We start from the raw sequence: 17,074 nt of genomic DNA on the forward strand, positions 1-17,074 counted from the left end.
AATCAGAAACGAACCAGCGCCGAGCCCCAGGTAAAGCCGCCGCCGAAGGCTTCCAGCAGCACCAGCTGGCCACGCTGAATTCGCCCGTCTCGCACGGCTTCGTCCAGTGCGGAAGGCACCGAGGCGGCAGAGGTGTTGCCGTGACGATCGAGCGTCACCACCACTTTGTCCATCCCCATGCCCAGTTTTTTCGCCGTTGCGCTGATGATGCGCAGGTTGGCCTGGTGCGGCACCAGCCAATCCAGCTCGCTGCGGTCCATGTTGTTGGCCTGCAACGTCTCATCGACGATGCGCGCCAGTTCGGTGACCGCAACCTTGAAGACTTCATTGCCCGCCATGGTGACATAGGCCGGCTTGTCTTGATTCTGACGATCCTTGTAAGGCAGCGTCAGCAGGCTGCCGTAGCTGCCGTCGGCATGCAGGTGGGTAGACAGAATGCCCTGCTCTTCAGAAGCCCCCAGCACCACCGCCCCTGCGCCATCGCCAAACAGAATGATGGTGCCGCGATCTTCAGGATCCAGCGTGCGCGACAAGACGTCCGCGCCGATAACCAGCGCATGTTTGACCGCGCCGTTTTTCACGTACTGATCGGCCACGCTGAGCGCATAAGTAAAGCCGGCGCAGGCCGCAGCCAGATCGAACGCCGCGCAGTCTTTTATGCCGAGCATTTGCTGCACCAGGCACGCCGCACTCGGGAACGCGTGAGTCGTCGTGGTGGTCGCCACGACGATAAGCCCGATGTCTTCTTTAGCCACACCTGCCATTTCCAGCGCTTTCTCAGCGGCCTGGAAGCTCATCGTCGCGACGGTTTCATCCGCAGCGGCGATGCGACGTTCGCGAATACCGGTACGCGTGACGATCCACTCGTCAGAGGTATCCACCATTTTTTCCAAATCAGCATTGGTGCGCACTTGTACGGGCAAATAACTCCCCGTACCGAGAATCTTTGTATACATGTACGATCAGTCACTCTTAGGTAATACAGCCTCAAGGCGCGCAGCAATCCTTTCCGGGACTTGCCGCTGCACCGCCTGCACAGCCTGTTCGATTGCGACTGCAAACGCGTGAGGGTTCGCAGCGCCGTGGCTCTTGACTACGGTGCTGCGCAATCCTAACAGACATGCGCCATTATACTGGTCGGGGTTCAGGTGGCCGAACCGCTTGACCACCCGTTTTTGCAACCAACGGCCCAACAATTTCAGCCACCAGGCTCGCTTGTTTCCATCGCCGGACGATTTCAGCAGCGATAAGAACACCCTGACCACCCCTTCCATGGTTTTCAGCGTGACGTTGCCCACGAAGCCGTCGCAGACCAACACATCGGTCTTGCCGGTGAGCAGTTCGTTTCCTTCCAGGTAACCAATATAGTTGATTGCCGGAGTATTTTTTAGCACAGCGGCCGCTTCGCGGATATTATCCAGGCCTTTGGTCTCTTCTTCGCCGATATTCAGCAGCGCCACCCGCGGTTGCGCAATGCCGATCACCTCTTCCGCCATCACCGCGCCCATCACGGCAAACTGCACCAGCATGGTGCTGTCGCACTCGACGTTGGCGCCCAGATCCAGCACCACGGTTTTGCTGCGCTGCTGGTTCGGGATCACCGTCATCAGCGCCGGGCGCTCAATGCCCTCCAACGGCTTGACCAACAGCTTCGCCAATCCCATCAGCGCGCCGGTATTGCCGGCGCTGACGCAGCCCTGCGCGTTGCCGCTGCTGAGCTGTTCGAGCGCAATGCGCATCGACGTGCCGCGGCTGGCGCGTATCGCTTGTGAGGGTTTGGCGTCGCCGGCGATCACAGACTCGGCGGGCACGACTTGCAGACGCTCCAGAAGAACCGGATCGGCGTGGGCAAGCAAAGGGGAGATGGCGTCGGGATTACCGACCAGCAAGAGATGAAGCTGTAAATTAGAGGCCAGTGCCTGCAACGAAGCAGGCACTGTGACGCAGGGACCGAAGTCCCCGCCCATTGCATCTAACGCCAGGGTTAGACGAGTCAAGGTATCGCTACTTAGCCGATAACCTTGCGACCGCGGTAGAAACCGTCGGCAGTGATGTGGTGACGACGGTGAGTTTCACCGGATACTTTGTCTACAGACAGAGTAGTCGTGGTCAGAGCATCGTGAGAACGACGCATGCCACGCTTGGAACGGGTTGGTTTATTCTGTTGTACGGCCATGGACCTTACTCCTCAATTACTTACGCTTTAAACTGGCTAATACGGCAAACGGATTCGGCTTCTCCGCCTCGGGAGGCAGTTGGCCAAATACCATGTCCGCTTCGGACACTTCACAGTGTTCAGATTCATGTACCGGAACGACAGGCAGTGAAAGAATAATTTCGTCTTCAATCATTGCCAACAGATCGACTTCGCCAAACTCGTCAACTTCGATCGGTTCGTACGCTTCCGGTAATGCCTCAGCCTGCTCATCATTGACGACCGGGCTAAAACAATATGTTGTGTGAACCTGATGTTCGAACGGGACTCCACAGCGTTGGCACATCAACGTTACCGTGACGTCCGCATGCCCTGTTATCACCGCGAGGCGTTGATTGTCGATATTAAACGACAACGACACCTCAACATCACTGTCCACACTGACCACGGAGTCGGCAACACGAGTAACCTGCTCAGGCGCATAGACACCAGCATAGTCCAGGCGTTTCTGAGCGGTACGTACCGCATCAATGGTCAAGGGTAATTTTACCTTTTGCATAGGGCGCGCATATTAACTTTGTAACGACATAGAGTCAAAGAAAAAGGCCGTAAAACGGCTCCTTTCACCAATATTCGCTTCCACAGCGGCCGACAGTTTAAAATGCCGTACCCATTTACGCTACGGTTTGCGAAAAAAATTATGCAGAGATTGCTTTTAGCCTCCACCTCCCCCTATCGAAAAATGCTGCTGGAGAAACTGCAGCTGCCGTTCGACTGCGCCGCGCCGGAGGTGGATGAAACCCCGCTGCCGGGCGAAGGCGCCGAAGCGCTGGTGCTGCGCCTGGCGGCAGCGAAGGCTCAGGCGCTGGCCCTCGCCTACCCCGAGCATCTGATCATCGGTTCCGATCAGGTCTGCGTGATCGATGGCAGCATCACCGGCAAGCCCCATACCGAGGAAAACGCCCGCGCGCAGCTGCGCCAGGCAAGCGGCCAGGCCGTGACCTTCTATACCGGCCTGGCGCTGTACAACGGCCGTAGCAAGCAGCTACAGGCCCTGTGCGAGCCTTTCCACGTGCATTTTCGCGCGCTGAGCGAAGCGGAGATCGCCGCCTATGTACGTCTGGAGCAACCGCTGAACTGCGCGGGCAGTTTCAAGAGCGAGGGGTTGGGGATCGCGTTGTTCGACAGGCTGGAAGGCCGGGATCCGAACGCCCTGATCGGCCTGCCGTTGATCGCGCTGTTGGAGATGTTGCGGGCTGAAGGCATCAACCCGCTGGTGTGACGCGGATTATTTGGCGGCCTGCCGGCGCAGCACTTGCAGGCAATGACGCAGTTCTTCGTCCATCGGCGCTTCGATACGCATCGTTTCGCCGGTGGCCGGATGCTCGAAGCGCAGCGCCGCGGCGTGCAGGAACAGACGCTTCAGGCCGGTACCCGCCAGTTGACGATCGAACTCGCGGTCGCCATAGCGATCGTCAAAGGCGATCGGATGCCCGGCATGCAGGGTGTGCACGCGGATCTGGTGGGTACGCCCGGTAATTGGGCTGGCCTTCACCAGGGTGGCGAATTCGTAACGCTCCTCCACCTTGAAGCGGGTTTCCGAAGGCTTGCCTTCGCTGTTGACGCGCACGATACGTTCGCCGCTTTGCAGAATGTTTTTCAGCAGCGGCGCCTGTACGGCCTTGCAGTGGGACTGCCACTGGCCGCGCACCAGCGCCAGATAATCCTTCTGCATGCCCTTCAGCCGCAGTTGCTCATGCAGCGAACGCAGCGCGGAACGCTTCTTGGCAACCAACAGCACGCCGGAGGTATCGCGATCGAGCCGATGCACCAGCTCCAGGAAACGGGCCTCAGGGCGCAGCGCCCGCAGCCCTTCAATCACGCCGAAGCTCAGGCCGCTGCCGCCGTGCACCGCGGTGCCGGAAGGCTTGTTGAGGATCAGCAGGTGGTCATCTTCATACAGAATGCAGTCGGCCAGCGCTGCCACCTTATCCAGCTTCGCCGACACCGGCGCCTCTTCGCGCTCGGCCACGCGCACCGGCGGCACGCGCACCACGTCGCCGGCCGCCAATTTGTATTCGACCTTGATGCGCCCTTTATTAACCCGCACCTCGCCTTTGCGCACGATGCGATAAATCATGCTCTTCGGCACGCCTTTCAGGCGAGCGAGCAGAAAGTTGTCGATTCGCTGACCGGCTTCGTCGTCGGAAATCGTGATGAATTGTACTGCTGGATTGTTCGTTTTCATGGTGCGGGATTCTAAATAGAGCGCGTGAATAGCGCCACATCTTTTTCTGTGCTTAACTGTCTCTCTGACGGCGGGCGAAACCCCAGCGGACAATAAGGCAGCAAGCCGATTTGAACGTTTGCGATTTCTTCCGCAGTTAAGGAAAAGTCACCTTGCTATAACGGCATCAGCAGTGGAATAATGCAGTCACTTTCCGCGTTGATTCTCGTTAAACAGGGAAAACGGTGGAATTATAAAATTTGTCTGATCGCGCAAAAACGCAGCAATGGCGTAAGACGTAATGCGAAATCAAACAATTAGCGGGCTGCGGGTTGCAGCTTGGCCGGCAAATGGAATCAGATCTGTCGACGTAAATCAGAGGCTATTCCCCTAGTAAAAGTGCTGTCTTTCACAAAGAAAAGCAGGCTTACCGAGATAATGCGCCCCTATGCAGGCGACAACCGTGAGGTTGACGGCTTTGCGAGAAGACACGGGGCTTTCGGTTTAACTCCGGCCATGAGGTTATTTTGCCCGCAGCTTTGTCGATAATGTAAAAATAACGAGTAAGTTAAGATGAAAAGAATGTTGATTAACGCAACTCAGCAGGAAGAGTTGCGTGTTGCCCTCGTAGATGGACAGCGGCTGTATGATTTGGATATCGAAAGTCCGGGTCATGAGCAGAAAAAAGCGAATATTTACAAAGGCAAAATCACCCGCATTGAACCAAGTCTTGAAGCAGCGTTCGTAGACTACGGCGCAGAACGACATGGTTTCCTCCCTCTTAAAGAAATCGCCCGCGAATACTTCCCTAGCAATTACTCTTCCCATGGCCGCCCGAACATCAAAGATGTGCTGCGCGAAGGCCAGGAAGTCATCGTTCAGGTAGACAAAGAAGAACGTGGCAACAAAGGCGCCGCCTTGACCACCTTCATCAGCCTGGCGGGCAGCTATCTGGTGCTGATGCCGAACAACCCGCGCGCCGGCGGTATTTCTCGCCGCATCGAGGGTGACGATCGCACCGAGCTGAAAGAAGCGCTCTCTTCGCTGCAACTGCCGGACGGCATGGGCCTGATCGTTCGCACCGCGGGCGTAGGCAAATCCGCCGACGCGCTGCAGTGGGATCTCTCCTTCCGTCTGAAGCACTGGGAAGCGATCAAAAAAGCCGCCGAAGGCCGCCCTGCGCCGTTCCTGATCCACCAGGAAAGCAACGTTATCGTGCGCGCCTTCCGCGATTATCTGCGCCCAGACATCGGCGAAATCCTGATCGACAACCCGAAAATTCTCGATCTGGCCAAAGAGCACATCGCCGCGCTGGGCCGCCCGGATTTCAGCAGCAAAATCAAACTGTACAGCGGTGAAATTCCTCTGTTCAGCCACTATCAGATCGAATCGCAGATCGAATCCGCCTTCCAGCGCGAAGTGCGCCTGCCGTCCGGCGGCTCGATCGTCATCGACAGCACCGAAGCGCTGACCGCCATCGACATCAACTCCGCGCGTGCAACCCGCGGCGGCGACATCGAAGAGACGGCGTTCAACACCAACCTGGAAGCGGCGGACGAAATCGCTCGCCAGCTGCGCCTGCGCGACCTCGGCGGCCTGATCGTCATCGACTTCATCGACATGACGCCGGTACGCCACCAGCGCGAAGTGGAAAACCGCTTGCGCGACGCCGTGCGTCAAGACCGCGCGCGCATCCAAATCGGCCGCATCTCCCGCTTCGGCCTGCTGGAAATGTCGCGTCAGCGCCTCAGCCCGTCGCTGGGTGAATCCAGCCACCACGTGTGCCCACGCTGTAACGGCACCGGCACCATCCGCGACAACGAATCGCTGGCGCTGTCCATCCTGCGCCTGATCGAAGAAGAAGCGCTGAAGGAAAACACCAAAGAAGTTCACGCTATCGTACCGGTTCAGGTCGCTTCGTACCTGCTGAACGAAAAGCGTGAATCCGTCAGCGCGATCGAAAAACGTCAGGGTGGCGTGAAAGCCGTCATCGTGCCGAACGATGAAATGCAAACCCCGCACTACTCAGTGCTGCGCGTACGCAAGGGCGAGGAAACCTCTACCCTCAGCTACCTGCTGCCGAAACTGCACGAAGAAGACATGGAGCGTCCGCTGGAAGATGCGCCGATGGAACGCAAGCGTCCGGAGCAACCGGCCCTGGCTTCCTTCTCCCTGTCCGCCGATGTGCCGCCGCCGGCTGAAGAACCCGTCGCCGTTGCCAAACCTGTTGCGGCAGCCGCCAAGGCTAAAGCCGCAGCGCCGGTCGCCGCCAAGCCGGGCTTCCTGGGCCGCCTGTTCGGTGGTCTGAAGAGCCTGTTCGCCGGTGAAGAACAACCTGCCGTCGAAGAAGCCAAACCGGCCGAAACGCCGAAGGCGGAAGGCAACGGTGAAAACCGTCGTCAGGATCGTCGCGGTCAGCGCCGTCAAGGCACCGGCCGTAAAGATCGCGGTGAGCGTAGCGACCGTGGCGATCGTCCGGAACGCGGCGAACGTAAAGAGCGCGGTGAAGGCCGTGACAATCGCGAACGCGATAACCGTGAACCGCGTGAGAACCGTGAAAGCCGTGAATCGCGTGAATCCCGCGATGAGCAGCGCCGTAACCGCCGCAACCAGCAGCAGAACGCGCCGGTAGCGGAGGAAACCGCCTCGGAAGCAAACGCTAAAGCACCGCGCGAAGATCAACAGCAGCGCCGTGAACAGCGTGCTGAACGCCAGCGTCGTCGCCAGGAAGAGAAACGTCAGGCTCAGCAGGAAGTGAAAGCGCTGGAAAGCGTTGACGCCCTCGAGAGCACCGACGAAGAGCAGGAAGAACGCCAGCAGCAGAACATGCAGCGCCGTCAGCGCCGCCCTCTGACGCAGAAAGTGCGTATCCTGTCCGCAGAAGAAGAGCTGCAGCGCGCAGCGGAAGAGCTGTTGGCGCCGAAAGCGCCGGTAGCGAAAGCCGAAGATGCGCAGCCAACCGCCGACGACAGCGTGAAGCTGCTGCCGGAAACCGTTGCCGCTCAGGCGGAAGACGATGCCCAGGGCGAAAACCGCGGCAACGGCGAAGGCATGCCACGTCGTTCCCGTCGTTCACCGCGTCACCTGCGCGTCAGCGGCCAGCGTCGCCGTCGTTACCGCGACGAGCGTTACCCGCTGCAATCCCCAATGCCGTTGGTGGGCGCGTTCGCTTCCCCGGAAATGGCATCAGGCAAAGTCTGGGTAAGCTACCCGGTCGCTCAGGTTGAAGAAGCCGAAGTGCAAACCGAAGCCGTAGAGCAGGCGCCGGTTGTCGCCGCAGCGGCTGAACAGCACAGCGTTGCCGTGGAAGAAACTCAGGCCGCGGCCAGCGTCAACGAACCGGCACCAGAAGCCGTCATTGAAACTGCCGCCGTCACCGTAACGGAAGAAGCGGCAGTCGTAGCGCCGGTTGCCACCACCCCGGCCGAGGAAACCCCGGCGCCGGTGGAAACCGCCCCGGCAACGGTTGCGGTTGAAGAACCGAAAGCGGAAGAGACTGCCCCTGCAGTGGAAGCTGAGCCGGTAGCTGAAACCGTAGCGGCAGAGCCAGTGGTTGAACCTGCACCTGCGGAAGACGAGCCGGTGGAGGAAGCTGCACCGGTAGAAGCCGCGCCGGCGGAAGAAGCGCCAGTAGTAGAAGCCGCACCTGCAGCGGCAGCCGCTCCGGTAGAAAAAGCGCCGGAACCAACGGCCGCCAAGCCTGCGCCTGCGGTTGCTCAGCAGCCGGCGCCGGTGAAAGCCGTGCAGGACGCGCTGTACAAACACATCGCCACTGCGCCGATGACCAAAGCGCCTGCGCCGGCCTACGTGCCGGAAGAACGCAAGCACAGCGACTGGCAGCGCCCTTCCTTCAACTTTGAAGGCAAAGGTTCAGCCGGTGGTCACTCGGCAGTGAGCCAGGCCACCGCGCCGGCCACCAAGCCGCAGCCGGTTAACGAATAAGTTAATCTGCACCCCTAAAAAAACCCGCCGACGGCGGGTTTTTTCTTGCCTGCAAAAAGCTCAGGCGATCTTTTTCAGTTTTTTGATGTCCAGAACATCCAACTTGCCGTCAAGCCGACTGACGAACTGCTGAAAATGCGCCGTCTCATTATGCTTATCCAGCGCTTCGCTGCTGGCCCAACGCTCAAAGAACACGAAGGTGCCCGGTTTTTCCAGATCGCGATGCAAATCATATTGCAGGTTGCCCAGCTCCTGGCGGCTCGGCTCGATAATGTCGTGCACCGCTTCACTGACTGCGGCCTCAAATCCCGCTTTCGCTTGCAGGGTGGCGATAACGCGTACTTCCATTGTTTTCTCCCTTTCCACTTGATGAAAGTCGACGGTATTGGCGTCGGCATCGTTGAAATCCTTGTCACTATGCGCCTGCTGCGCCGTTGATTTCAACTTGTCGCCAACAAACAGATGCATCTGCGGCACTTTCCGCTTATCCTTACGCCCCGGCGTGAATAAACCCATTATTCGCTTTTCATTAGACGTATTTGACCGCCGGAGCCTAGCTAGATGACCGCACAACCTCAAGTTCTGAAAATCCGCCGCCCAGACGACTGGCATATCCACCTGCGTGACGATGAGATGCTGAAAACGGTGGTGCCCTATACCAGCCAGGTATTTGGCCGGGCGATCGTGATGCCGAACCTGGTTCCGCCCGTGACGACCGTGGCCGCCGCACGCGCCTACCGCGATCGGATTCTGGCGGCGGTGCCGCAGGGTCACAACTTCACTCCGCTGATGACCTGTTACCTGACCAACTCTTTGGCGGCCAGTGAACTGGTCAGCGGTTTCGAGCAAGGGGTGTTTACCGCCGCCAAGCTGTATCCGGCCAACGCCACCACCAACTCCAGCCACGGCGTCAGCGACGTGACCGGCATTTACCCGCTGTTCGAGCAAATGCAAAAAATCGGCATGCCGCTGCTGATCCACGGTGAAGTGACCGATCCTGCCGTCGATATTTTCGACCGCGAGGCGCGCTTTATCGAACAGGTGATGGAGCCTATCCGCCGTCACTTCCCGGAACTGAAAATCGTCTTCGAACACATCACCACCAAAGAAGCGGCGCAGTACGTGCAGGCAGGCAACCGTTTCCTCGGCGCCACCATCACCCCGCAGCACCTGATGTTCAACCGCAACCACATGCTGGTCGGCGGCATTCGCCCACACCTGTTCTGCCTGCCGATCCTCAAGCGCAATGTCCATCAGGAAGCGCTGCGTCAGGCGGTGGCCAGCGGCTCGGACCGTTTCTTCCTCGGCACCGACTCCGCGCCGCACCTCAAGCACCGCAAAGAGTCCAGCTGCGGCTGCGCCGGCTGCTTCAATGCGCCGAATGCGATCCCGGCTTACGCTGCCGTCTTCGAACAGCTCGGCGCACTGGATCACTTCGAGGCCTTCTGCTCGCTCAACGGCCCACGCTTCTATGGCCTGCCGATCAACGAAGATTTCATCGAACTGCAGCGCGTGCCGACCACCCAGCCGGAAGAGATCGCCCTGGGCAATGAATCCGTCATTCCATTCCTGGCCGGCGAAACCCTGAACTGGTCTCTGAAAGGGTGATATTTTTGCTTCGCCCTCTTGCCCTCGCTTATGGTTAACTGTATAAATAAACAGTAAATCGCTTCGGGGGCAATTATGCGTGTTGAAGTCACTATAGATAAAACCCGGCCGCTGCCGTCAGGCGCCATTGAGGCGCTGACCGGCGAGCTGGGCAAACGGGTCAATCGCCAGTTTCCAGGCGCCGTCGTGCACGTCCGTTATGCCGGCGCCAACGGGCTCTCCGTGCTGGGGGGCGCCAAAACCGACCGGGATCTGATTGAGGAAATCCTTCAGGAAACCTGGGAAAGCGCGGACGAATGGTTCAGCGCAGAATAACACTGCAATGCTGTTTTTGCCGGGGGTCGCTCTCCGGCTTTTTTGTTTCTGGCGCCCTGCCCATTCATCGCTTACCCTTACTCTGGAACCAAATCCGCCTCAGCGCTGTATTTAACGCAAAGGAGTAAGCATGGCCCCGGACAAGGTGAAATCCGAAGACGCAATGACGTTTGGCGAATTGCTGGCGCTGATTGCCGATCAGAAAAGACGCTTGAACGTACTGGAAGTGGCCTTCTCTTACTTGGCCTTCAGCCTGGATGACAAAGCCAACCAACGGCTGATCCACAGCCTGAGGCTGGAATCGCAAAGCCAGAATCGCGACGCCGAAACGCAGAAACATTTCGCGCACTTGGCTGAAGAACTGGAAAAATGTCTGCACGGCTCCGCCCCCCCCACCGGCGGCGCGGAATAACGCCACAGGCTTTACTCATCGCGCGTTCGCACCCGAATTTGTAGAATAATTGTTCAAATAAATATTTATTTTGCAATTTTAGGTGACAACCCCTCCACCGATGAAAGCGGATGCGTATACTGTAATTGCTCTCATGATGATGAGCCGCATTGATCCTCGTTAGTCACTCACGGTAGTTACTACTCAATAAGGGGTCTTTATGGACAGAAATGATGAAGTAATTCAGACGCACCCGCTTGTCGGTTGGGATATCAGTACTGTCGACGTTTACGACGCCATGATGATACGCCTTCATTACCTGTCTTCACTAGACCAAACGCCCGAAGAAGCCCAAGTAGACCGAACGCTTTGGCTGACCACAGATGTCGCCCGTCAATTAATCAATATCTTAGAGGCCGGCATCGCCAAGATTGAAGCTACGGATTACCAGGATCTTGATCGCAGAAAACATTGATTCATCGTCTCCTACCCCCTAAGGCGCCGCGACCTTTCCCGGCGCCTTTTCTTCGCCTTTCGCCGTTCAATCAGTGCATTGCGTCCGCCAACCTTTTATCATGGGGGCATAAGAAATCGCTATCAGAGAGGGTTGGCACGTGGAATATGATTTGATTGTGGTGGGCAGCGGTTCCGTCGGCGCGGCGGCAGGCTATTATGCCACGCGGGCCGGCTTGAAAGTGCTGATGATCGACAGCGCTATCCCTCCGCACCGAAACGGCAGCCATCACGGCGATACCCGCATTATCCGTCACGCTTACGGCGAAGGCGAAAAGTACGTGCCGCTGGTGCTGCGCGCGCAGGCGCTGTGGAATGCGCTGATTCAACAATCCGGCGAGGAACTGTTCCAGTCGTGCGGCGTGCTCAACCTGGGGCCACAGCACTCCGAATTCATTCGCAATGCGCAGCTCAGCGCGCAAAAATTCCGCCTGAACGCGCAAACCCTCAGCGCCGCACAGATCAATCAGCGCTGGCCGGAATTCCGAGCACCGGAAGGTTATGTCGGCGTATTCGAGCCCGACGCGGGGTTCCTGCGTGCCGAGCTGGCGATAACCAGCCTGATCAAGCTGGCGAAAGAAGCCGGCTGCAGCCAGCTGTTCAACTGCCCGGTCAACGCGGTAGAACCCATCGATGGCGGCGTTGAGGTCATCACCGGCGAAGGGCGTTTCACGGCGCGAAAAGCGGTGATCACCGCCGGCACCTGGGTCAAAGCGCTGTTGCCGCAACTGCCGATCGCGCCACTGCGCAAAGTCTTCTCCTGGCATCAGGCAGATGGCCGCTACAGCGTGAACAATCGTTTCCCGGCCTTTACCGTCGAAGCGCAAGACGGCACGCACTATTACGGTTTTCCGGCGGATAACGACGGTCTGAAAGTGGGCAAACACGACGGCGGCCAGCCAATGGATGCCCCCGAGCAGCGTAAACCCTTCGGCAGCTACGCCAGCGACGGCACGGAAGTTTTCTCCTTCCTGCGGCAATTTTTGCCGGGTGTAGGCGTATGTTTACACGGTGAAGCCTGCAGCTATGATATGAGCCCCGACGAAGACTTTATTATCGATACCCTGCCGGATTGCGATCGCCTGATGGTCATCAGCGGATTGAGCGGCCACGGCTTCAAGTTCGCCAGCGCTCTGGGCGAGATCGCCGCGCTGTTCGCGCAGGACAAAGCGCCGCCGGTTGACGTCTCAAGCTTTGGTCTGAAACGATTTAGCTGAGCGAAGAATTTCGCTGTCCAAGTCCCCCTCAGGCACTGGACAGCGAAATTTGGCGGTTACAATTTATTAACATGCTAACTCTTTTAAATACCAAGTAAAAATCCTGATAACGGAAATTTCTTATATTCAGCAGTTGAATTTCCGAATTGAACACTTGCAGTGTAAGTCCTATTTTACAGAAGATATGCTCCATCGGCTTTCAACAAGGACGTCACCATGAAACTACTTGTCGTGGACGAATGCTGCTTCACCCGGGTCGGTATAGCCAGCTACTTTGCTGATAGTGGGATCACGACGATCAAGTGCTGCCACAGCATTGAATACGCTACATCGCTGTTGGCCAGCTTCCAGCCGAGCCACATTCTGGTGAACCTCAGCAACCAATGCCGCTATAACGAAGCGGACGCGCAACTGCAGGCCTTTATGGAAGCCAGCCAGTCCGCCTTGCTGTTTATTTATCTCGACACACCTTACCCATACAGCGAAGCGCCAATGCGCATCGCCGATAACGCCTTTCTGTTCAATAAAAGCATTCTGCCGCTCACCTTACGCACGCTGCGCGAGGATCCGCTGGCGCTGGCCGATGACGGCGAAGAGCGTTCCCTGTTCAGCCCGCAGGAGCTGACGGTAATGAAGTATTGGATGGCAGAGATGCCTAACTACCGCATTGCGAAAAAACTGCAGATCAGCTCCCATACGGTCTATGTGCACAAGCGTCACATCACGGAAAAGATCAACGCGCGCAACCGGCTGGAGTTTTACTCGCTGTATAACGTGCTGCGCTATTTCTACCCGCCGAGCACGCCGGCGAATTCAACGCCGCTGGCGCTGTTGGCCGTGTAACCTCAAGCCTGCGATAACGCAGGCTTTTTTATCACCACTTTCCCGCCACTCACGCGCGGCGCGCTATAAATGACGCCGAGAAAAGGACTATAATCAAAGGTCCTTCTCTTCAGGCGGCTGAAATGTTAAACCGAATACTGGCGGCTATCGTCAACAATGTGCGTGAGCATCTGGTGCTGTACCTTTGTCTGTGGCTGGTGCTGCTGGCGTTGGATGTCTATTTCTTCTTCGTCATGTAATCCATGCCGCCGTTATTTCCCCGATTGAGCTTCAGCCGCTTCGGCGAACCCGCCCAGGTGTTGGAATTGCAGCAGACGAGCAGACCGCTGCTGCGCCCCGGACAACGGTTATTGCAGATGCGCTATGCCCCGATCAACCCTTCCGATCTGATCCCGATCCACGGCCAATACGCGCACCGTATCGCCCTTCCTCAGGTGCCGGGATATGAAGGCGTGGGCGTCATCGTCAATCCGCAGAATGGGCATTCAGCGGGCCGACGCGCGCTGGCGGTAGCGGGTAACGGCAGTTGGCAAACGTTCGTCACGCTGCCTGAAGATCGGGTGGTCTGGGTGCCGGACGACATCGACGACGCCTGCGCAGCGCAAATCTATATCAACCCGCTCACCTGCTGGGTGCTGTTGACCCAATGGCTGCCGCTCAACGCCGGCGACGTACTGCTGCTCAACGGCGGCGGCTCCGCAGTCAGCCTGCTGCTGGCGCAGCTGACGGCGCTGCGCGGCATTCGTCTGGCGGTCGTGGCGCGCAACGGCGCTCATCGCCAGGCGTTGCTGGCCGCCGGCGCCTGGCGCGTTATCGAAGCGCCGCAGCTGGCGGAAATGACGAATTTTGGCGCCCGTGCGGCCATCGACTGCATCGGTGGTGAAGACGGATTGCAGTTGGCGCGGGCGGTCCGCACCGGCGGCGATTTTGTGGCGCTGGGCCTGCTTAGCGGCCGCCAGGTAGACTGGCGGCGCGTGGTGGACGAGTTAAAGCTGCGCGCTTCGCTGTTCCACTTGCGCAAATGGAACGCACAGGCAGCGCCGGCGCAATGGCAGACGGCGTTTTATCAGTTATTCCAGCTGCTGCGACGCGGCCAGCTGGCGCTGCGCCCACCCGCCGCGATTTATCCTTTGTGTCAGTACGCAGCGGCGCTGCACCACGCCGCCCAGCCCGGCGTGAATGGCAAAATCTTCCTCACTCCGGTGCCGCCGGAGGCTGGCGCGGCGGGCGGCCGTCCCCCAGGATAACCGCCAGCCGATAGCCGCCCTCGGTGGTCTCCAGCGCGATGCGCGCCACGATCGTCAGCGGCACCGACAGCAACATGCCCACCGGGCCGAGCAGCCAGCCCCAAAAGATCAGCGACAGGAACACCACCAGCGTCGACAACCCCAGCCCGCGCCCCATCACGCGCGGCTCGAGGATATTGCCGATCACCATGTTGACAGCGATAAAGCCGCCCGCCACCACCAGCGCATCACCCAATCCGTTGAACAACAGCGCCTGAATCAGCGGCGGAATGGCGGCCAATACCGAGCCAATGTTGGGAATGTAGTTAAGCAGAAATGCCAGCAGCCCCCAGATAAAGGCAAAACGCACGCCGACCGCTGCCAGGAAGATCCAGACGATTACCCCAGTGGCCAGGCTGATGATGGTTTTAATCACCAGATAGCGCGTCACACCATCCAGCGCCCGCCGCATCGCGGCGAGCCCCTCGTTCGGCTTATCCAGCGCCTGTTGCAGTTTGTAAGGCAGCAACTGCACTTCGAACAGCATAAACACCACGGTCATCAGCAGCAGAAAGACGTTGGTCATGGCGCCAGACAGGTGCCCCAGCATGCGGGTGACCAGATTCATCGCCGCGCTGGGATCGACATACTGCAGCATCGCTTCGCTGGAAAGGCTGATATTGAAACGGTCGGCGTAATGCTGCAGCTCGCGCAGCTTCTCGATCATCATGCCGCGGTACTGCGGCAGCGAACGAGCAAACTCGTTCAGCGAAGCCCCCAGCATGCCGATAAACAGCATCACGACCACGATCACCGTCGTCACCAGCAGCGTCACCCCGACGATACGCGGCACCCGTTTACGCTCCAGCATCGCCACCAGCGGATTCAGCACCATGGCGAGAAATACCGCCAGCAAAAACGGCACCACAATGTCGGCGGCGGCTTTCACCCCGGCCAAAATGATCACCAACATCGCCAGCAGGACGGCCAGACGCAGGCTGCTGTCGGTCACACGGGTTCGGCCCATGACGTTTCCTTGTTATTTCACTGGGTTAACCGGCGCCAGGGCGCCGGCTCTTGGCGCTAATGGTAGCAAAATCCGCCGTTGCACCGCAGGGGATTTAGCGCAACCGTTCGACAAAGTTAATATTTCCGCCCTGCTCTGCGCCGCAATAAATAGGCATAACCTTTGCCAACAAATAATCTCGCTGGGCAACTCACGAGGGGTTTACGTAAAATGACAAAAGCTGACATTAATAGATAATAGCCCCATTTTTCAATGACTAGCATAAACCTCTGGTGAGCGAAATAATATTATCTCCAACGATTTATCTGATTAACTCCGAACATCTCGAACAAATTCACTGACTAATATTTCAAAGTAGTAACATAGTTAAATTTATTATTGATTTTATGTTTCCTAAAGTTTAATTATTGCAGCCAGCCAATCGGTAATCGAAGGAAACAGGATGCTCTGGAAAAATACCGCCGATCGTTTCGGCCATGTGTCAGTGTTGATCCACTGGCTGGTGGCGCTGACGGTGTACGGCATGTTCGCACTCGGCCTGTGGATGGTCACGCTGGGCTATTACGACGTCTGGTACCATCAGGCGCCGGAGATCCACAAAAGCATCGGCACGCTGCTGTTCATCGTGATGGTGATCCGCGTGGTCTGGCGCTTTGTCTCACCGCCGCCCAAACCGCTGGCCAGCTATGGCCGTTTCACTCGCGTCAGCGCCATCCTCGCGCATCTGGCGCTGTACGCCGTGTTGTTCGGCATTCTGATCAGCGGTTATCTGATCTCTACCGCAGACGGCCAACCGATCAGCGTGTTCGGCTGGTTCAACGTGCCCGCCACCGTGACCGGCATGGCGGAACAGGCCGACACCGCCGGCACCATACACCTTTACCTGGCCTGGGCCGTGGTAGTGCTCTCGGTACTGCACGGGCTGGCCGCGCTTAAACATCACTTTATCGATCGTGATGTCACTTTGAAACGGATGCTGGGTAGCAGCGCCGATTAACCTTTGGATTTATGGAGATTGCTATGTTGAAAAAGACCGTATTGGGCCTGACCGCAGGCGCCCTGCTGCTGAGCGCCGGTTCCGCACTGGCGGCAGACTACAAGATCGATAAACAAGGCCAACACGCCTTTATCGAGTTCCGCATCCAGCACCTGGGCTACAGCTGGCTGTACGGCAGCTTTAAAGACTTCGACGGCGGCTTCACCTTCGACGAGAAAGATCCGTCCAAGGACAAGGTCAACGTGACCATCAATACCGCCAGCGTCGACACCAACCACGCCGAGCGCGACAAGCACCTGCGCAGCGCAGAGTTCCTCAACGTGGAGAAGAACAAGCAAGCCAAGTTTGAATCCACCGAAGTGAAGAAAAGCGGCGACGGTTACGCGGTGGTCGGCAACCTGACGCTGAACGGCGTCACCAAACCGGTTACGCTCGATGCCAAACTGATTGGCCAGGGCAACGATCCGTGGGGCGGCTACCGCGCCGGCTTTGAAGCCAACGGCAAGATCAAGCTGAAAGATTTCGGCATCACCACCGATCTGGGCCCGGCGTCGCAAGACGTTGAGCTGATCATCTCCGTAGAAGGCGTGCGCGAGAAATAAAAAAAAGCCCG

General features: G+C 58.0%; 19 protein-coding genes. 12 read left to right on the forward strand and 7 right to left on the reverse strand.

Going from position 1 to position 17,074, the window contains the following annotated elements; genetic code table 11:
- Window positions 1-2 precede the first annotated feature (2 nt).
- From IMX17_RS08795 to yceD, 4 genes are read right to left on the reverse strand one after another with little or no spacing between them, the layout of a single operon-like run.
- Entirely contained in the window at window positions 3-956 is a 954-nt protein-coding gene (locus IMX17_RS08795; RefSeq protein WP_033642683.1) for a beta-ketoacyl-ACP synthase III, read from the reverse strand.
- Window positions 957-962: 6 nt separating this feature from the next.
- A complete protein-coding gene (plsX, locus tag IMX17_RS08800; RefSeq protein ID WP_071841648.1) occupies window positions 963-1,997 on the reverse strand; it encodes a phosphate acyltransferase PlsX in 1,035 nt (344 codons plus the stop codon).
- Window positions 1,998-2,008: 11 nt separating this feature from the next.
- A complete protein-coding gene (rpmF, locus tag IMX17_RS08805) occupies window positions 2,009-2,176 on the reverse strand; it encodes a 50S ribosomal protein L32 (RefSeq protein ID WP_004927778.1) in 168 nt (55 codons plus the stop codon).
- Window positions 2,177-2,192: 16 nt separating this feature from the next.
- A complete protein-coding gene (gene yceD / locus IMX17_RS08810; protein ID WP_004927780.1) occupies window positions 2,193-2,714 on the reverse strand; it encodes a 23S rRNA accumulation protein YceD in 522 nt (173 codons plus the stop codon).
- A gap of 141 nt (window positions 2,715-2,855) precedes the next feature.
- On the opposite strand from yceD, the gene IMX17_RS08815 reads away from it, so the two are divergent.
- Window positions 2,856-3,437, forward strand: coding sequence for a nucleoside triphosphate pyrophosphatase (locus IMX17_RS08815; RefSeq protein WP_033642681.1), 582 nt, complete (start codon window positions 2,856-2,858; stop codon window positions 3,435-3,437).
- A gap of 6 nt (window positions 3,438-3,443) precedes the next feature.
- Here IMX17_RS08815 and rluC read toward each other — a convergent pair whose 3' ends face one another.
- Window positions 3,444-4,403, reverse strand: a complete 960-nt coding sequence (rluC, locus tag IMX17_RS08820; RefSeq protein WP_004927787.1) for a 23S rRNA pseudouridine(955/2504/2580) synthase RluC — start codon at window positions 4,401-4,403, stop codon at window positions 3,444-3,446.
- A 552-nt stretch (window positions 4,404-4,955) separates the two neighbouring features.
- Here rluC and rne point away from each other — a divergent pair.
- The gene (gene rne / locus IMX17_RS08825; RefSeq protein WP_193549619.1) at window positions 4,956-8,324 is read left to right on the forward strand and encodes a ribonuclease E; all 3,369 of its coding nucleotides are present in this window, start codon (window positions 4,956-4,958) and stop codon (window positions 8,322-8,324) included.
- A 60-nt stretch (window positions 8,325-8,384) separates the two neighbouring features.
- Here the strand turns inward: rne and IMX17_RS08830 are convergent, their stop codons facing one another.
- The gene (locus tag IMX17_RS08830; protein ID WP_046899352.1) at window positions 8,385-8,672 is read right to left on the reverse strand and encodes a putative quinol monooxygenase; all 288 of its coding nucleotides are present in this window, start codon (window positions 8,670-8,672) and stop codon (window positions 8,385-8,387) included.
- 213 nt (window positions 8,673-8,885) lie between these two features.
- On the opposite strand from IMX17_RS08830, the gene pyrC reads away from it, so the two are divergent.
- The 8 genes from pyrC to IMX17_RS08870 all read left to right on the forward strand — a co-directional run bounded on the left by pyrC (window position 8,886) and on the right by IMX17_RS08870 (window position 14,458).
- Window positions 8,886-9,932, forward strand: a complete 1,047-nt coding sequence (gene pyrC, locus IMX17_RS08835; protein WP_193549620.1) for a dihydroorotase — start codon at window positions 8,886-8,888, stop codon at window positions 9,930-9,932.
- A gap of 75 nt (window positions 9,933-10,007) precedes the next feature.
- Entirely contained in the window at window positions 10,008-10,247 is a 240-nt protein-coding gene (gene dinI, locus IMX17_RS08840; protein ID WP_033650738.1) for a DNA damage-inducible protein I, read from the forward strand.
- 130 nt (window positions 10,248-10,377) lie between these two features.
- Window positions 10,378-10,659, forward strand: a complete 282-nt coding sequence (locus IMX17_RS08845) for a hypothetical protein (RefSeq protein ID WP_046686854.1) — start codon at window positions 10,378-10,380, stop codon at window positions 10,657-10,659.
- Window positions 10,660-10,858: 199 nt separating this feature from the next.
- On the forward strand, window positions 10,859-11,113 hold the full coding sequence (gene bssS / locus IMX17_RS08850; protein WP_004927812.1) for a biofilm formation regulator BssS: 255 nt from the start codon (window positions 10,859-10,861) through the stop codon (window positions 11,111-11,113).
- A gap of 139 nt (window positions 11,114-11,252) precedes the next feature.
- Entirely contained in the window at window positions 11,253-12,368 is a 1,116-nt protein-coding gene (solA, locus tag IMX17_RS08855; protein WP_182264706.1) for an N-methyl-L-tryptophan oxidase, read from the forward strand.
- A gap of 216 nt (window positions 12,369-12,584) precedes the next feature.
- The gene (locus tag IMX17_RS08860) at window positions 12,585-13,211 is read left to right on the forward strand and encodes a LuxR C-terminal-related transcriptional regulator (protein WP_089191509.1); all 627 of its coding nucleotides are present in this window, start codon (window positions 12,585-12,587) and stop codon (window positions 13,209-13,211) included.
- Window positions 13,212-13,333: 122 nt separating this feature from the next.
- Entirely contained in the window at window positions 13,334-13,450 is a 117-nt protein-coding gene (locus tag IMX17_RS08865) for a DUF2770 family protein (RefSeq protein ID WP_004927822.1), read from the forward strand.
- Window positions 13,451-13,453: 3 nt separating this feature from the next.
- The gene (locus tag IMX17_RS08870; RefSeq protein ID WP_193549621.1) at window positions 13,454-14,458 is read left to right on the forward strand and encodes a zinc-dependent alcohol dehydrogenase family protein; all 1,005 of its coding nucleotides are present in this window, start codon (window positions 13,454-13,456) and stop codon (window positions 14,456-14,458) included.
- Here IMX17_RS08870 and IMX17_RS08875 read toward each other — a convergent pair.
- Window positions 14,406-15,464: an AI-2E family transporter gene (locus IMX17_RS08875; RefSeq protein ID WP_193549622.1), complete on the reverse strand. Its 1,059-nt coding sequence runs from the start codon at window positions 15,462-15,464 to the stop codon at window positions 14,406-14,408. The genes IMX17_RS08870 and IMX17_RS08875 overlap by 53 nt on opposite strands.
- 442 nt (window positions 15,465-15,906) lie before the next feature.
- Here IMX17_RS08875 and IMX17_RS08880 point away from each other — a divergent pair, with 442 nt between their 5' ends.
- Window positions 15,907-16,461 (forward strand): cytochrome b, encoded by a 555-nt coding sequence (locus tag IMX17_RS08880; protein ID WP_046899255.1) that lies wholly within the window; start codon window positions 15,907-15,909, stop codon window positions 16,459-16,461.
- Between the two features lie 23 nt (window positions 16,462-16,484).
- Window positions 16,485-17,063 carry a YceI family protein gene (locus tag IMX17_RS08885; protein ID WP_016928208.1) on the forward strand — a complete coding sequence of 193 codons (579 nt, stop codon included), beginning with the start codon at window positions 16,485-16,487 and terminating at the stop codon, window positions 17,061-17,063.
- Window positions 17,064-17,074 lie beyond the last annotated feature (11 nt).

The organism is Serratia sp. X3, from assembly GCF_014982455.1.
GTDB lineage: Bacteria > Pseudomonadota > Gammaproteobacteria > Enterobacterales > Enterobacteriaceae > Serratia > Serratia ureilytica.